18 protein-coding genes and 1 tRNA gene are annotated in these 16,062 nt (G+C 52.5%); 3 read left to right on the forward strand and 16 right to left on the reverse strand.

Features of this window, described 5'->3' with window-relative positions; translation table 11 throughout:
* Window positions 1-184: 184 nt before the first annotated feature.
* From sucD to NST69_RS17670, 3 genes are all read right to left on the reverse strand, one after another.
* On the reverse strand, window positions 185-1,114 hold the full coding sequence (sucD, locus tag NST69_RS17660; protein ID WP_036692470.1) for a succinate--CoA ligase subunit alpha: 930 nt from the start codon (window positions 1,112-1,114) through the stop codon (window positions 185-187).
* A 35-nt stretch (window positions 1,115-1,149) separates the two neighbouring features.
* Window positions 1,150-2,307, reverse strand: coding sequence for an ADP-forming succinate--CoA ligase subunit beta (gene sucC / locus NST69_RS17665; RefSeq protein WP_036724647.1), 1,158 nt, complete (start codon window positions 2,305-2,307; stop codon window positions 1,150-1,152).
* 414 nt (window positions 2,308-2,721) lie between these two features.
* Window positions 2,722-3,192 (reverse strand): MarR family transcriptional regulator, encoded by a 471-nt coding sequence (locus NST69_RS17670; RefSeq protein WP_209879061.1) that lies wholly within the window; start codon window positions 3,190-3,192, stop codon window positions 2,722-2,724.
* A gap of 148 nt (window positions 3,193-3,340) precedes the next feature.
* Here NST69_RS17670 and NST69_RS17675 point away from each other — a divergent pair, with 148 nt between their 5' ends.
* Window positions 3,341-3,769: an organic hydroperoxide resistance protein gene (locus NST69_RS17675; protein ID WP_209879063.1), complete on the forward strand. Its 429-nt coding sequence runs from the start codon at window positions 3,341-3,343 to the stop codon at window positions 3,767-3,769.
* 104 nt (window positions 3,770-3,873) lie between these two features.
* Here NST69_RS17675 and NST69_RS17680 read toward each other — a convergent pair whose 3' ends face one another.
* The 11 genes from NST69_RS17680 to NST69_RS17730 form a co-directional block, all read right to left on the reverse strand.
* Window positions 3,874-5,565 carry a YifB family Mg chelatase-like AAA ATPase gene (locus NST69_RS17680; RefSeq protein WP_342546572.1) on the reverse strand — a complete coding sequence of 564 codons (1,692 nt, stop codon included), beginning with the start codon at window positions 5,563-5,565 and terminating at the stop codon, window positions 3,874-3,876.
* Window positions 5,566-5,775: 210 nt separating this feature from the next.
* Window positions 5,776-6,285: a phosphoesterase gene (locus NST69_RS17685; protein WP_342546575.1), complete on the reverse strand. Its 510-nt coding sequence runs from the start codon at window positions 6,283-6,285 to the stop codon at window positions 5,776-5,778.
* Between the two features lie 34 nt (window positions 6,286-6,319).
* Complete coding sequence (locus NST69_RS17690; protein WP_083677976.1) at window positions 6,320-6,601, reverse strand: hypothetical protein; 282 nt, start codon at window positions 6,599-6,601, stop codon at window positions 6,320-6,322.
* A 268-nt stretch (window positions 6,602-6,869) separates the two neighbouring features.
* Window positions 6,870-7,256: a YraN family protein gene (locus NST69_RS17695; RefSeq protein ID WP_342546579.1), complete on the reverse strand. Its 387-nt coding sequence runs from the start codon at window positions 7,254-7,256 to the stop codon at window positions 6,870-6,872.
* Window positions 7,253-7,555 carry an EscU/YscU/HrcU family type III secretion system export apparatus switch protein gene (locus NST69_RS17700; RefSeq protein ID WP_036724639.1) on the reverse strand — a complete coding sequence of 101 codons (303 nt, stop codon included), beginning with the start codon at window positions 7,553-7,555 and terminating at the stop codon, window positions 7,253-7,255. The genes NST69_RS17695 and NST69_RS17700 overlap by 4 nt, the downstream gene beginning before the upstream one ends.
* Entirely contained in the window at window positions 7,552-9,852 is a 2,301-nt protein-coding gene (locus NST69_RS17705) for a hypothetical protein (RefSeq protein WP_342546580.1), read from the reverse strand. Before NST69_RS17705 ends, NST69_RS17700 begins: the two co-directional genes overlap by 4 nt.
* A 167-nt stretch (window positions 9,853-10,019) precedes the next feature.
* Window positions 10,020-10,637 carry a ribonuclease HII gene (locus tag NST69_RS17710; protein WP_342550192.1) on the reverse strand — a complete coding sequence of 206 codons (618 nt, stop codon included), beginning with the start codon at window positions 10,635-10,637 and terminating at the stop codon, window positions 10,020-10,022.
* A gap of 366 nt (window positions 10,638-11,003) precedes the next feature.
* Entirely contained in the window at window positions 11,004-11,867 is an 864-nt protein-coding gene (gene ylqF, locus NST69_RS17715) for a ribosome biogenesis GTPase YlqF (RefSeq protein ID WP_036733575.1), read from the reverse strand.
* A 38-nt stretch (window positions 11,868-11,905) separates the two neighbouring features.
* Window positions 11,906-12,526, reverse strand: coding sequence for a signal peptidase I (gene lepB, locus NST69_RS17720; protein WP_036733573.1), 621 nt, complete (start codon window positions 12,524-12,526; stop codon window positions 11,906-11,908).
* 256 nt (window positions 12,527-12,782) lie between these two features.
* Entirely contained in the window at window positions 12,783-13,127 is a 345-nt protein-coding gene (gene rplS, locus NST69_RS17725) for a 50S ribosomal protein L19 (protein WP_036701215.1), read from the reverse strand.
* A 146-nt stretch (window positions 13,128-13,273) separates the two neighbouring features.
* Window positions 13,274-13,657: a hypothetical protein gene (locus tag NST69_RS17730; RefSeq protein WP_155991706.1), complete on the reverse strand. Its 384-nt coding sequence runs from the start codon at window positions 13,655-13,657 to the stop codon at window positions 13,274-13,276.
* 189 nt (window positions 13,658-13,846) lie between these two features.
* On the opposite strand from NST69_RS17730, the gene NST69_RS17735 reads away from it, so the two are divergent.
* Window positions 13,847-14,794 (forward strand): hypothetical protein, encoded by a 948-nt coding sequence (locus NST69_RS17735; RefSeq protein WP_051478765.1) that lies wholly within the window; start codon window positions 13,847-13,849, stop codon window positions 14,792-14,794.
* A gap of 75 nt (window positions 14,795-14,869) precedes the next feature.
* Here the strand turns inward: NST69_RS17735 and NST69_RS17740 are convergent, their stop codons facing one another.
* Window positions 14,870-15,127, reverse strand: coding sequence for a hypothetical protein (locus NST69_RS17740; RefSeq protein WP_036733567.1), 258 nt, complete (start codon window positions 15,125-15,127; stop codon window positions 14,870-14,872).
* Window positions 15,128-15,355: 228 nt separating this feature from the next.
* Between NST69_RS17740 and NST69_RS17745 the strand changes: the two genes are divergently transcribed.
* The gene (locus NST69_RS17745) at window positions 15,356-15,550 is read left to right on the forward strand and encodes a hypothetical protein (RefSeq protein ID WP_036733564.1); all 195 of its coding nucleotides are present in this window, start codon (window positions 15,356-15,358) and stop codon (window positions 15,548-15,550) included.
* A gap of 100 nt (window positions 15,551-15,650) precedes the next feature.
* Here NST69_RS17745 and NST69_RS17750 read toward each other — a convergent pair.
* Window positions 15,651-15,724, reverse strand: a tRNA-Pro gene (locus tag NST69_RS17750).
* Window positions 15,725-16,062 lie beyond the last annotated feature (338 nt).

Genomic DNA, 16,062 nt, shown 5'->3' on the forward strand with positions numbered 1-16,062 from the left:
AAAAAAGCAACCTTTCATCCGCGTAATCCGGGACAAAAGGTTGCTTACCTTCAACATTCATTATACCTGCTTCGGCAGGAAAAGCTGTGACAAAACAACCCCACAAAGTGGAGATTTAGCTTCGATGATAACTCAGGTACTTTGCGGGGACCCCAAAACATTTCGAACTAGCGTAAGAAGCGCCCTAGTGGGTGGTGAAGGCATTCAGGATGCCGCGTTCCTCAAGCACACTGACGAGGGTAGAGCCCATTTCAGCAGGCGTTGGCGCTACCTTAATGCCGCAGGACTCCAGCACAGCGATCTTCTCGCTCGCCGTTCCTTTACCGCCTGAAATAATTGCCCCGGCGTGACCCATCCGTTTGCCCGGAGGTGCCGTAACCCCGCCGATGAAGCCCACTACAGGCTTGGTCATGTTCTCTTTGATCCACAGTGCAGCTTCTTCCTCTGCCGTCCCGCCGATCTCACCGATCATAATGACAGCCTTGGTACCCGGATCTTCATTGAAAAGCTTCAGGATGTCGATGAACTCCGAGCCCTTCACCGGGTCGCCCCCGATGCCTACCGCTGAGGATTGGCCGATTCCGCGCTCCGTCAGCTGATGCACAGCTTCGTAGGTCAAGGTCCCGCTCCGGGAGACTACACCGACATATCCCGGCTTATGAATATAACCCGGCATAATGCCGATTTTGCATTCTCCAGGCGTGATGACACCCGGACAGTTGGGACCGATCAGCACTGTGGAGCGGCCCTCCATGTATCTGGACACTTTGACCATATCCAGCACCGGAATGCCTTCTGTGATACAAATGACCAGGTCCATCTCCGCATCCACCGCTTCCATAATCGAATCTGCGGCAAAAGCAGGCGGAACGTAAATGACACTTGCAGTTGCACCAGTGGCTGCTTTGGCGGCAACAACCGTGTCGAAGACAGGCAGACTCTTCTCGGTACCGTTGTCCAGGGTAATCTGAACCGTAGTGCCCCCCTTGCCCGGTGTTACACCGCCAACCATCTGAGTACCGTAGTCCAGCGCGCCTTTTGTATGAAATAAACCCGTAGCACCGGTAATTCCCTGGGTAATGACTTTCGTATTTTTATCTACAAGAATGCTCATGCGATAGGTCACATCCTCACTTTTATTGTCGAATATTACACAAGAGCAACGATTTTGCGGGCACCGTCCGCCATGGAATCAGCAGCAACGATATTCAGTCCGGAGCCGGCGAGAATCTCCTTGCCCAGTGCCACATTCGTGCCCTCAAGACGTACGACCAGCGGCTTGGTTAAGCCAAGCTGTCTTGCCGCTTCGACTACACCGGTAGCGATGACATCACAACGCATAATGCCGCCAAAAATATTAACAAAGATACCGTTCACCTTGTCGTCGGACAGGATGATTTTGAAAGCTTCTGTTACCTTCTCAGTCGTCGCACCGCCCCCTACATCGAGGAAGTTGGCCGGTTCGCCGCCATAATATTTAATGATATCCATAGTCGCCATCGCCAGACCCGCACCGTTCACCATACAGCCGATGTTGCCGTCAAGTGCGATGTAGCTGAGGTCGAACTTGGACGCTTCGATTTCTTTGGCATCCTCTTCGTCCAGATCACGCAGCTCCAGGATATCCTTGTGGCGGAACAAACTGTTGGAATCGAAGTTAAGCTTGGCATCAAGCGCCATCACATTACCGTCTGCTGTAACGACCAGCGGATTGATCTCTGCAATTGAGCAATCTTTATCCACAAAAGCCAGATATAGCGCTTGCATGAACTTGACCGCTTTGTTCACCAATTCGGGAGGAATAGCAATGCTGTAAGCCAGTTTACGCGCCTGGAAGGTCTGAAGCCCAACCGCCGGATCAACGATTTCCTTGAAGATCTTCTCGGGATGTGTAGCTGCCACCTCTTCAATCTCCGTACCGCCCTCCTCGGATGCCATCATGACGACCCGTCCGGAAGCGCGGTCCACAACCAGACCGATATAATATTCTTTGACAATCTGACAACCCTCTTCAATCAGCAGCCGCTTCACTACCTTGCCTTCGGGTCCCGTCTGATGGGTCACCAGTGTCTTGCCGAGGATCTCGGACGCATACGCGCGAACCTCATCACTGTTCTTCGCCACCTTGACGCCGCCGGCTTTGCCGCGTCCGCCAGCATGAATCTGCGCTTTGACTACAACCACAGGTGTACCCAGCGCTGCGGCAGCTTCTACGGCTTCGTCCACTGTATAAGCAACTTTTCCGTTCGGTACGGCTACGCCATACTTCTTAAGTACTTCTTTTCCCTGATACTCGTGGATATTCATTCCGGAAGCCTCCTAAAGTGTTGCGGTGACCTGTGCAGGCAGCCTGCGGTCATTCCGCATTCCGTTTTGATTGTCCAAAGCCGGGGCCAGACCGGTTGTTAACCGGCAATATCCCGGTACAAGCAGAGAACCTGCGCCTGATCTATATAGCTGCAAACGATACAGTTCTCTGCAAGTAGCATATAGAACCTATCACAATAGTGATATCTATAATTACCTATATGCCAGAATGTGAAACCCAGAATATTGTAACATGTTTTATAAGCGCTTTCCTTAAAAACTTTCACTATTTATACATACATTTTCGCTCGGTTTCATGCCGGAATGCGAACGATTGCATTGACATCCATGCTGGAACGGCTTTACCGCCCTTATTCAGGACGGTGAAACCTATACTCTTATATGGGAGCGAGACTACGATTTCGAATTGCTAACGTTAGCTTCATGCACCCGGTTCAGGAGATTTTTGAACTGTCCCAGCAAATCTATGAACTCTACCGGAGAGAGCATCGTGCCTTCTGCCATTTTGCCGGGAATGCCCATAGCATCATGCCGCAGCGCCAAGCCTTGGGGTGTTAATGAAATCAGCACCTTCCGCTCATCCTGCAAAGAACGTTCACGCAAAATTAGTCCTGCAGCCTGCAGCCGCTTTAGCAGCGGAGTCAGCGTGCCTGAATCGAGGAACAAAGCTTCACCCAGCTCCTTGACTGTACATTGCTGTCTCTCCCAAAGGACGAGCATAACCAGATACTGCGAATACGTTAATCCGATCTTATCCAGATGAGGCTGGTATAGCTTCGTAAATTCACGCGAACAGGCATAAATCGTAAAGCAGAGCTGGTTCTCCAGCATAAGCTCAGGGGTTGTAGTGGATTCTTTTTGCATTTCTTCTTCACCTGCCTTTGTGACATTAGTTTATCACAATTCATCCACAATATCATGTTAATAGCGGAAAATAGATTGACTTTTATTTTAATTGTGTTAAATTAAGTTGTGTACAATACAATTTGAAAACGAACGGGAGCGATTTAATATGATGACCATCCAACAGAAAATGTACGAAACAACAGTAAAAGCCGTAGGCGGCAGACAGGGTTCTATCGAATCCGACAGCCCTAAATTGAATCTTGCGATCAGCACACCACGCGAAATGGGCGGCGCCGGCGGTGAAGGCACGAACCCTGAGCAGCTGTTCGCAGCCGGATATTCCGCTTGCTTCGACAGCGCTCTAAATATGGTTGCACGTATGGGCAAGGTAAAGATCGAAGGCTCTGAAGTAACGGCTACTGTCAGCTTCGGCAAAGTGGAAGACGGCGGCTTCGGCATTGCCGTGAAGATGGATGTTCTGGTCAAGGGTGTTGACCGTGAGACCGCTGAACGGCTGGTAGAAGAAGCTCATGGCGCATGTCCTTACTCCCGCGCTACCCGTGGTAACATCGAAGTAGAATTGAACGTGCTGTAAGAATAGCTTCACAAGTGGAAACGGCATTGCCGTCCTTTTAAAGGACGATACCGTTTCAGCATGCCCTCCCCTGCCCGGCGGCCCCGGACGGGGGTTTTGGCGTGTCAGGCTTCTTCCTCCACCATGACCTGCCTGTCCAGATTGCGGTATTGGACCGCTTCGGCCAGATGCGCAGCGCCAATCTCCTCCGCCGCTTCCAGATCGGCAATCGTGCGGGCCAGCTTAATAATCCGGTCATGCGCCCGCATGCTGAGCCCGAGACTCTCGAGAATACTGTCCAGCAGCATTTCCTCTTCCGGCCGCAGCGCAGCATAACGGCGAAGCGCCGCCCCGGACAGCTCGCTGTTCCAGGAGATCGGCAGGATTCTATACCGCTCCGCCTGAATCGCCTGAGCCCGCAGAACCTGAGAGCGCATCTGTGCCGTTGAGACCGGAGGTACACTCCTGTCGCCTTCTCTTGGATGCGGCACATCAACCTGCATATCCATCCGGTCCAGCAGCGGGCCCGAGATTTTGCGCCGGTACTGGGCGATTTTGGCCGGACTGCAGCTGCACCGCTGATGCGTGTTGCCACTACCAAGAAATCCGCACATGCATGGATTCATGGAGCAAGCGAGCAGGAACTGGGCAGGGAAGGTGAAGGATGCCCGAGCCCGGCTGATGGTGACAACCCCATCCTCCAGCGGCTGGCGGAGCACTTCAAGCACAGTCCGGGAGAACTCGGGCAGCTCGTCCAGGAAGAGAATACCGCGGTGTGCGAGACTAACCTCACCCGGCTTCGGAATCCCGCCCCCGCCGATCAATCCGGCTGCCGAGATGGTATGATGCGGTGAACGAAACGGGCGGTCACGCAGCAACCCGCTCCCTCCGTCCCTAAGCTTCCCGGCAGCACTGAATATCTTCATCACCTCAAGCGATTCTTGATCGTTAAGATCGGGAAGAATTCCGGGTAACCGCTTAATCAGCATAGTCTTCCCCGTACCTGGAGGGCCGATCAGAATAATATTGTGCATTCCCGCTGCCGCAATCGTAAGGGCACGCTTCACATGATTCTGGCCGATAACATCGCTGTAATCTTCATTCATTGGCTGCTTCACCGCAAGCAGGGAGGGAATATTCTCCGCTGGCTCAGAATGGTATCTCAAATGGTCCAGGGACAGCGCCAGAACGGGCGGACGCTTCCTGGAGGTGGCATCAGCGCTTACAGATACCGATACCGGAAACGGTAAATCAGCCTGCGGCAGTTCAGGCTCGGCCACTTCGGATTGTTCCACCGGATTCGGCGGAGGAAGCTGACCAGGCTGGGGCAGCTCCCGCAAATGCCCGGCAGTGTACACCTTCATTCCCGCGATCAACGCAGCTTCAGCCGCATTGCCGGGCGGTACCAGAACAGCATGAATCCCGGCTTGCCGCGCAGCCTGGGCCATGGATAATACCCCATTTACCGGCCGCAGACTTCCGTCGAGCGCAAGCTCACCAATCAGCAGCATCTGCCCGGCTTCCGGCATAACAAGCTGGCCGCTGGTCGTCAGTATCCCCAGGGCAATCGCCAGATCAAACGCCGAGCCCTCCTTGCGCAGGTCCGCCGGGGCCAGATTAATCGTCACCCGCTGTTGGGGATAGCTGTAACCGCAATTCTTGACGGCGGACCGTACTCGCTCCACCGCTTCCCTGACTGCCGAATCCGGCAGGCCGATAATATGGGTCTGCGGCAAGCCGTTAGCCAGATCCACCTCCACTCCGATCATTACACCTTCAATGCCATACAGGCATGCGCTATGCATTTTTCCGTACACAAATAAGCACCTCTTCTCCAGAAATACACCCGCAACGGGCGTTCGTTTCCAGGAAAAAAGGTGCTTCCTCTTTTTCCGTAAGCTCAATTACACTCAGTATAACTAAAACCCTACACAACATGCAAGGTTATTGCGCATATAGTGCTGCACAAAAATCAGCTTTTAATCGTCTTGCATAAATATGCAACTATGACCAAAGAATCATTTTATTCAGCCTTCTTCGCTGGCTACCACCGAATCCCTTATCTGTTCAAAGGACAGCGGGGTGTAATTCCAGTGCTCCACACAAATATTAAAGTGATGATTGCCCTCATATTTCTGTCCATGAATATGACCATGCACATTCACGTAAGGCATATGCTTGTTCATATACATCGGCTCATGCGAGAGCAGAAAAAACTCCTTGTATATCAGCGGATACTCACTGACCTCATCAAATCCGGCTTCCAGCCACCAGCCTCGTCCGCGTCCACGGTCATGATTGCCAAGAATCAGTATTTTGTACCCGTTCAGGGCAGACACAATGCTACGGGTATCCTCTTGATTCCTGAAAGAAAAGTCACCCAGATGAAAAATCGTGTTCTCCTCTCTTACGACTGCATTCCAGTTCGCTACCATCACCTTGTCCATCTCTTCCACACTGGCAAAAGGCCGCGATTCAAAATCAATGATCAGCTTGTGGCCAAAATGATGATCTGAGGTAAAAAATACGTTGGACAAGATCGCTCCCCGCTTTCGCTAAGTGCTGGATTGCTTATTCATTCCACTTCCGTTTGGCTCCGCGCCGGTTCACATCCATTTGTATTAATTCCGCCACCGGCGGAGCTTCCTCGTGTTCGATCAGCCATTTGCGCATTTCCTTAATGGCCTCCACTTGCCCGTTACCCTTGTCACGCCAGGTCAGCAGCTCAATCACATTGATGACCAGTGACAAGAGGCTGCTGTTGCTGTCTTGGGTTTTCTCAGCACGCATCTTGTGGAATAACGCTTCATTCTCCCAGTCAATCAATATCTCTTCCGCTATTGCAGGCCGCATAACGGTAAATGTCTTATTACAATTACTGCAGCATACAACGGATAAGGGCTCTGCGCCAAGTTCCGCTACTATATTATGCTCACAATTTTGGCAAGTAAAGCTTACCTGTATATTCATTGATTGATTCCTCATTCCGGCAGCCCTCCTCATGGTGGCATTAAAAGTTACACTAATGTTTACCCACTTCTTTTGAGAAATGACCCATGAAGTCCGGCATCTGTCAAGGATAATTGTTAAATTTAACACGGTTTTTGCAAAACAGAGACAGCTAAAAGACTTCCCGGAGATGCCGCAGGGAGGCGATGCTTAAATCCGGCTGAAGCTGTACAGCAATCACATCGAAAGCAATTGCAGCCGGCTGCAGTCCCTTCATGTGCAGGTAGACCCGGGCTGTCTCTCTCACCTGACGGATTTTGCGTGCATCGACCGATTCCTCCGCAGTGCCCTGCACAGCTGAGCCGCTCCGGCTGCGCACCTCAATGAAGACCAGCGCGCCTTCATACTCCGCGATAATATCCAGCTCTCCGCTACGGCAGCGCCAGTTATAATCCCGGATGAGGTAGCCCCGCGAAGTCAGATACATTCGGGCTGCCTGCTCGGCAGCAGCGCCTTTCTCCTGACGGGTGTAGGTTCTGCCGTCTCCGTTATGGCTCACTTCTGTCTCCGTTCACCAGCTGTCCGGTCACTCTGGTATACATAGCTGAGAATCTCAGCCACCAGCTGATAGAGCTGAGGCGGAATCTGCTGGTCCAGATCGAGCTTCGACAGCACCTCTACCAGCGCCGCATCCTCCTGCACCGCTACTCCGTTTTCCTTTGCCTTTTGCAGGATGATGTCCGCTACCGAGCCTTGCCCCTTAGCGACAACCACCGGCGCATCGCTCTGGCCCGGAATATATTTGAGCGCCACTGCCTTCTTGAGATTCTGCGGAACCTTCTGCTCAGACTCACTCATATGCGGTAATCTACTCCTTTGTACTCCTGCGGAGCATAATCGGACGGCTTCACCGCAGCAGCGGCCACGCTCCGTTCCGGCAATGCTTCCGTACGCAGGCTGGACAATTGATAGCCTATGCCTTCGACCGCCGCCTTCATCTCCTCGCGGCGGCCCTCCAGCAGCTCCAGTACCCAAGGTTCATCGTTATGCAGCTTCAGGCTGACGATGCGGTCGACCACCTGCACATCGACCATCGTCTGGCCGAGCTGCTTCATGTCCAGATCGAACCACAAGCGGCAATTCGCCGCGTCGAGCTCCCCTTTGCTGCCGCGCCGCGACTGGATCTGGACAGAGGCCGTCTCCCGGCCATCCGGACCGTGCAGCGGCAGGAACATCGTCACCTGCGCGAACGGCGCGGTGCGGTCTGTATTCAGCAGCAGCTGCTGGCCTGTAAGCTGCTGCACCAGCTGGCCCGCGGCTTCCTTCACCGCGGGCGGGGCCTCGCTGCTGCCCAGTACCTGCAGCAGCACGCCCTTGAGCGTACCGGCGGCATCTTCTGCGCCGCCGGACGCTGCCTGCGCGGTGTGCGCCCCGCCGCCGCGCAGGATCTGCTGCTCGTGCTCCGCACCGAGCAGCTTCAAGATCCGCCCCACCCAGGGGTCTGTCCCCTGGGTGGCGGCGGGTTCCCCCTGCGGCGGCGCAGCCGCAGGGGTTGCACTGCCGCCCGCCGCGCCGGAGGCGGGCGGCGCTTCGGCGAGCTGCGGCAGAGTGCCGCGCAGCTCGGAGAGCACGCCCTGCAGCTTCGCGAGCAGGGCCGGCCCCGCAGCGCTCTGCGCCTGCGCGGCAACGCCCGCGCCCTCACGCACTCTAGCTGCAATTCCCGCACCTTCACGCGTTCCTGCCGCGTTCCCCGCGCTTTCTCGCACTCCAGCTGCGTTCCCTGCACCCTCACGCGCTCCTACCGCGTTCCCCGCGCTTTCTCGCACTCCAGCTGTGTTCCCCGCTACTTCACGCACCGCTGCCGCGTTCCCTGCGCTTTCTCGCACTCCAGCTGCGTTCCCTGCACCCTCACGCGCTCCTGCCGCGTTCCCCGCGCTTTCTCGCACTCCAGCTGCAATTCCCGCACCTTCACGCGTTCCTGCCGCGTTCCCCGCGCTTTCTCGCACTCCAGCTGCGTTCCCTGCATCTTCACGCGTTCCTGCCGCGTTCCCTGCGCTTTCTCGCACTCCAGCTGCGTTCCCCGCACCTTCACGCGTTCCTGCTGCGTTCCCCGCGCTGTCTCGCGCTCCTGCTGCGTTCCCCACACCATCACGCGCTCCTGCCGCAATTCCCGCACCATCACGCGTTCCCGCTGTGTTCCCCACACCTTCTCGCGCTCCCGCTGCGTTCCCCGCGATTTCTCGCGCTCCTGCTGCGTTCCCCGCTCCTTCGCCACGCGTTCCCGCTACAGCACCCGATCCAGCCGTATTCCCGCTTCCTGCCGGCTCCGCATCTCCCGTCGGTACTAACGCAGCTTGTCCGTTGGCACTGCCAGCAGCCTGCGAAGTCCCCGCATTACCGGTTACTCCTGCCTGAGTATTCACCCCGGCAGCTCCTCCCGGAAGAGCACCGGCTGCTGGAGTATTACCAGCCAGACCGGCATTGGCTCCGCCTGCCAGCAGCCCACCCGCAGGTCTGCTATTCCCCGCAGCTTGACCTGATCCGTCGCCGTCTTCCCCTTGCTGCACCCAGACATTCAGCGCAGTCTCCAGCTTCGCCAGCAGATCATGCAGCTTCGGTCCGAATACAGCCTGCTGCAGCCCCTTCACCGTCTCAGCCGTTACAGGCAAACCACGCTTCACTGATATTACAGCCGCCTCCAGCCACTCTGAGGCAGGGACACCGGGAGGTTTGGCATTCATGACTGCGTCCAGCTTCGCTGCAGTCTCCTTGGTGAAGGCCAGCCCTCCGGCCTGCATCGCTTGAACAATCTCCCGTCCCGCCTTGGAATTGGCAAGTCCAAGCGACTCCAGTGCCTCGCCCATACTCTGCGGCGAGACCATAGCAGCCTCCCCCAGAGAGACCGGCTTAAGCACCGGCAAGCCGCCTTCTCCTGGTGCACCCACCTGCAGGTTCAGCGTCTGACCGGCTGCCAGCGGTGTTTCCAGTTCAGCCCGTACCGGCGTTCCCTGAATCTGCACCACCGCTTCTTTTCCGGAATCGGATACGCTTAGCACAACGCCGCGAACAACCTGACCTTCCTTAAGCTCTACAGATTTGGCCTCCCCCGCCTTGCTGTCGCCAAGCAAACCGCGAACCAGTGATCCGATGTTCATGTTGTCCGCCTCCCTTCTTTCTATTTATATCGGTATTTCGCCTTCATTTGTGATTATCGGGATGATACGCCAAGTGGAAACTGCTATGCCATCCTTTTAGAGGACGGCACCGTTTCAGCGAGAAATAGAAGGATAATGTAGACGTGAAACCATACATTCTTATATTTTTAGAATAAAGACAACTGTTCCTGCTCGGCAAGAATATTGCCGATGAAGCTGCGCCGGTGCATCGGAGTTACACCCAGTGCCTTGATCTGTTCACGGTGCAGCTTGGTAGCATATCCTTTATGTACTTTGATCCCGTAATCCGGGTATAATTCCTCCCACAAGCCCTCACAGAGCCGGTCACGTGTCACCTTGGCTACAATGGAGGCGGCAGCAATCGACTGGCTGTTGGCATCCCCTTTAATGATGGCACGCTGCGGCAAGGGCAGGTCCACCTTCTCCGCATCAATCAGCATATAGTCCGGCTGCTGGCTTAATCCTTCTACCGCCAGGCGCATCGCCAGACGCGAAGCCTGCTTAATATTAATTTCATCAATCACCGCCGCCTCCACATGCCCTAAGCTTACTGCCAGCGCCTGCTCCATAATGGTCTCATACAGAGCATCCCGCTTTTTGGCCGTCAGCTTCTTGGAATCATCCACACCCTCAATAATCAGCCCCATTGGCAAAATTACCGCTGCAGCCACCACATCTCCGAACAAACAGCCCCGCCCCACTTCATCCACACCTGCGATGTGACGGAAGGATTGTTCCCAGCCTTCTTTTTCATACCCAAGCATATCGATCTCACTCACTGTCTCTCCACCTGCCCATTAAAATTAAAGTAAGCCACATCTATGATCTTCCTACGAATATATGACAGAATTCGAATCCCATAAGAACTTCGAACTTGCACTCATTTCCATCCAATCCCAGTCTCAGAATCTTAAAATTCTGCACTGAATACAACAATCCCTTCATTAATACTGCGCAAATCCAAAAAAGTTGTATGAATAACAGCATTTCTCTTCCCTCAAGCTGACTAAACGAGGACATTCCTGCATTTCATACAACACATCTGCTACGCCGCCCTATTCCCCATCTATACGCAAAAAAAGAGCCACCCCACATTCACGGATGGCTCTTCCATTCCACATTACATTCTACTATTCAGGTGTCTCCAGCGTGAAACGTCCAAGCTTCCCTGCACGAAGCTCATGCAGCAGCGCGCGTGAAGCCTTCTCCAGATCTACTCGGCCACCGCTCATCAGACAACCGCGCTTACGCCCGACTGCTTCCATAACAGCCACGATTTCGTCCGGGTTCTCTAAGTCCTCCGGCAGCTTACTGATATCGAAGCGTTCCTGGAACCGGCTTCCGTAATCCTTCACCAGATACTTCACCGCATAATAAGCAATATCCTCAATATTCAGGATCTCTTCCTTAATGGCCCCGGTTACTGCCAGCTTATAGCCTACCGTCTGGTCCTCGAATTTCGGCCAGAGAATCCCCGGCGTATCCAGCAGTTCCAGACTGCCGCCGGTTTTAATCCATTGCTGGCCCTTGGTAACCCCCGGACGGTCACCGGTAATCGCAATATTTTTTCCAGCCATCCGGTTAATGAGAGTCGATTTGCCTACGTTGGGAATGCCCACAATCAGTGCCCGCATCGCACGCGGATTCATGCCCTTGGCAATTTGCCGGTCGATCTTGTCCTTCAGCAGCAGCTTCACCTGCTCCGGAATTTCTTTAATCCCGGTGCCAGTAGAAGCATCTACCGGATAGGCAACATGACCCTGCGCCTTGAAGTAAGCCAGCCACTTGCGTGTAGCTTCCGGATCGGCCAGATCCGCTTTGTTCAGAATAATCAGCCTTGGCTTGTCCCGCAAAATATCGTCAATCATCGGATTGCGGCTCGAGATCGGCAGACGGGAATCAAGCAGTTCTATTGCAACATCAATTAGCTTCAGCTTATCCTCGATTTGCCGTCTAGCCCTCGTCATATGACCAGGAAACCATTGAATGGCCAATGCCGTCACCTCCTTTGACTTCTGTCAGCTTAAAATAATTAATGATTTATCAATGAGATATTCTTCACCGGCCAGAAAATAAGGTCTGCACGGCCGACAATATCCCCCAGCGGCACATAACCGATCATCCGGCTGTCCGTACTGTCAGAGCGGTTATCCCCCATTACGAACACATGGCCTTCCGGCACCTTGTTGTCCGTAAACTGCTCATTCGGGAAGTTCTTATTGTTGTACAAGATGTTGTTATTATGCGCATCATCAATCGCGCTCTGGATATACGTCTCGTTCACAGGCTCTCCGTTAACTGTAACGACATCCCCTTCAACTGTGACTGTGTCGCCTGCCACACCAATGACACGTTTAATGAAATCCCGGCCCTCAGAGGGCACATGGAACACAATGACTTCCCCGCGCTCCGGCTTGCGGATATCGTAGAGAATTTCATTAACAATCACTCGTTCGCCGGTATGGAAGTTAGGCTTCATGGAAGGGCCGTCTACGATAAACGGTTTGAACAAAAGCCAGCGTATTAGAATAACCAGAACCAATGCAATCGCTATCGCTTTAATCCATTCCAGGACTTCATTCTTTGGCTTCCGGGGGCTCTGGCCGTTAGAATCAATCACTTCGCCTTGCCCTTGCTGCAAATCCTGCTGCATAGTTCACCGTCCTCTCCATCAGTTGTTATCTCCACTATACAATACAAAAAAGCTCCTGCCAAAAACTCCCCCGCGATTACTCCTTCAGGAGGCCTTTTCGGAGAAGCTGTTCCTAAGGCACATATGTCTAAAAACCCCACAAAGTGATGCTTTAACTTCGTGCTTACTCAGGTACTTTGCGGGGATCCAAAATTCTTTAATCACAAGAAATAAACGAAAGGGGCTTGAATTCAAGCCCCTTTCCTTTGTCACTATTCTAGCGACGAATTTCTTTAATTCTTGCAGCTTTACCGCGCAGGTCACGAAGATAATACAGCTTCGCACGACGCACTTTACCACGGCGAGCCACTTCGATTTTCTCGAGTTTAGGGGAGTTGACTGGGAATGTTCTTTCCACACCAACACCATAAGAGATTTTACGAACCGTAAAAGTCTCACCGATACCGCCGCCGCGACGTTTGATTACAACGCCTTCGAACAGCTGGATACGCTCACGAGTTCCTTCGATAACTTTTACATGCACCTTCAAAGTGTCACCCGGGCGAAAACTCGGGATATCTTTACGAAGTTGCTCTTGTGTAATTGCTTGTAGGATATTCATTAAGGACTTCCTCCTTCCGTACAGGTGTTCTTGCCTCTTCCGGAGAGCCATTGCTCTCCCTCATTATCCGCAGAGGACCACCGTATTCCACACAACAGAAGTAATTTTATCATAAAAGACAGGCTCATGCAACATATATTTATTATTTAAAGCGGCAGCATATCCCGTTTCTTCGCCTTCACCTTGCAGTCCTTGCAGAGTCCGACCACACTTCCGTCATCCTGGGCATAAAAAATCAGCTTGCCGTTCTTCTTCTTACAGGAGGAGCACTGCTGATCCGCAGCATTCTGCTTGGCCCTACGGTGCCCTTCCATAGAAATCACATTACTGGCCTTCCCTTGCTTCGGCGCTTCAGACTGTTCTTGGCTTATCCGGCTGCGGTACACGGTATAGACAACTGCACCCACCAACACAACGATCAGGAATGCTGCATACTGCATTTGGCTCATCCGCCCCTCTGACTTGTTCAGTCCAAATAGTAAACAGACCGTCTCCCGGGTCTGCTTCCGTGCCGGCCCTCCAGCTGTCACATTTCATTCTTCCGGTCCTTCATCTAACGACAGTGTACCATAATGCCTCTCTAAAATGTAGTAGCTAAGCTTACTGGACTATAGTCCAGTAGAACAACCCGCCGCCAGGCTGTTATCCAGTGTTTTCCCATAATATATAATACTGAGTATACATAAGCAAATAATCATGCCTTTAGGAGGGCCTATATAATGAAGAAACATCACAGTACAGCAATTATTGCAGCCATGGCCGTGTTTTCTATTGCACTTACCGGCTGCCGGGAGCTTCCCGGCAAGGAAGCGGCAGATAACCAAATGGAGCAGACGATCTCCGGCAGCTTCAAGCAGGAGGCGGCAGAAGCCGTGAAGCAGAGTCTCAGCGATGCCAGTGCTGCTGTCGGTGACGCCATCCAGAACACAGCAGGTATGATTAAAGAGCAAATGAACACCAATGGAATCAGCCGGGAGTTCTCCACCTCCCTGCCTATTGCTTCGGCTTCCGTTCTTAAGCTGGATAATGCAGTGGGGGAAGTCGCAGTAGTGCCCGCTTCAGGTGACGAGATTACTGTCCAGGCCACCGTCATTGTCCATGAGCAGACTGGCCACAAGCTGGTATCCGGTGTGCTGGATCATACTGAAATTTCTATTGAACATAAAGGAGACGCTCTAATCGTCTCTGCTCATGGTGAAGGCAATTCGAAGAGGGATCTCTGGGAATGGGCGCAGCATGAGTATGGGGATTCCAACTTCAGCATTAATTATGTAATCGGGATTCCAGAGACCGTTGACCGGTTTGAGATTGATAATAATGTAGGCACCGTCCAGCTCCGCGGGCTTGAGGGAACTTTTGAGATTAACAGCAATGTCGGCAGCATCATCCTTCAAGACACCATATTCACAGGCAAGTCCAGTGTGGAGTCAAATACGGGAAGTATTGAGCTTGGGGTATCCGGCATGACAAAGGGCAGCAGTCTCAAGGCCAAGAGCGATATTGGAAGAATCTCCGCCGATCTGTCAGCATCAACCGCATGTACGGTCAAAGCCCGCAGTGAGCTCGGCCACATCTCCGGCGCCGACAACGGTACACCCAAGGATTATAACGGCGGCGGTCCGCTGGTATCGTTAACCACGCAGATCGGAGCCATATCTGTTAATTAGATCATCCTATAGTGACGCAAAAAGTGGGCCTTCCTGACTTCCAGGAGCCCACTTTTTGTGTTGTTCAGGCTATCGTCAGATTAACGCAATTGCCAGAAGCGTGAACAGGCTTAAGGTAAGGATCTGGCTGCCGTAGCCATAGTATCCGCCATAGTAGTTCCCTGCACCGCCCGGGTAGAAGGCCGAAGTTTGCATTCTGCCATTGCCTTTTGTTTTCAGATACACATTATTCCGGTCCACATCCACAATAATTCCTTCATGGCGTTTGCCGTCAGTAGTCATAATGCGTACACGCTTATTCTTGCAATGAAGACAATTATAATAAGCTTCCATCTGCTGTTTCCTCCTTAATCGTGGTTCTGTATCTTATGAGGGGAGGGATAAGCCGGTAACGGCTATCGTCACGCAGCAATTGTCTATATGTAAAATAGTTGTGAATTGAAGAACTTGTGAACATTGTGTATCAATTTTGTGTAAAAAGGGGTAATATTAAAGTAACAAAATCAATGAACCGCTTACGGTTGTGAACAATCTTCTACAATCCATAAGGAGGCAGGAATCATGAGTACAGCAGGCAGACGTTTTATTAATGAAGGAGTACTGCGGATCGCCTGGTTTATCATCTTCGCTTCGCTCACCTACACGGTGCGCAATTATACTTGGGCCATTGTATTGCTCATGGTTGTTGGCTTGTATTCACTGGTCACGGGAGTCATCATGCTTACCCGCCGGGATGGTGACAGGGGCAGGTTCTAGCTTAACAGCACATGAATCTTATCATCTAAATAAAAACACTTCCTACAGAGCGTGATGCGCTGACGGAAGTGTTTTTTGTTTTTAGCGAAAACCGGAATAATCGGAGTAACAGGATTTGAACCTGCGACCTCACCCACCCCAAGGGTGCGCGCTACCAGGCTGCGCTATACCCCGACATTGCAAATAAATCCATTACTTCATACTTACGTTTGCCGCATCCCTACGATTAACATACGTTAATCTAATGCATAATATGCCGGTAAGCGGTTACTTACTGTTATACTATAAATATACCTCACTAGTTCAGCAGTTTCAAATAGAGTTCAGTATTTTTATGGTGTTCAATATTTTTTCACATCTCATTAAAATTTAATGGATTTTCCGTAAAGGCTGTGCTATACTCTTGGCACAAGGAAAGGAGGTGCGTTCACATCAAGCATGACATGCTGAACGTATCCCTTACCCGGACCAACGGCTGAATAATTAAGTCTTGGTGGCGCGGGATACGGATC

It is taken from the genome of Paenibacillus sp. FSL P2-0089 (assembly GCF_038595095.1).
GTDB classification, from domain to species: domain Bacteria; phylum Bacillota; class Bacilli; order Paenibacillales; family Paenibacillaceae; genus Paenibacillus_AQ; species Paenibacillus_AQ silagei.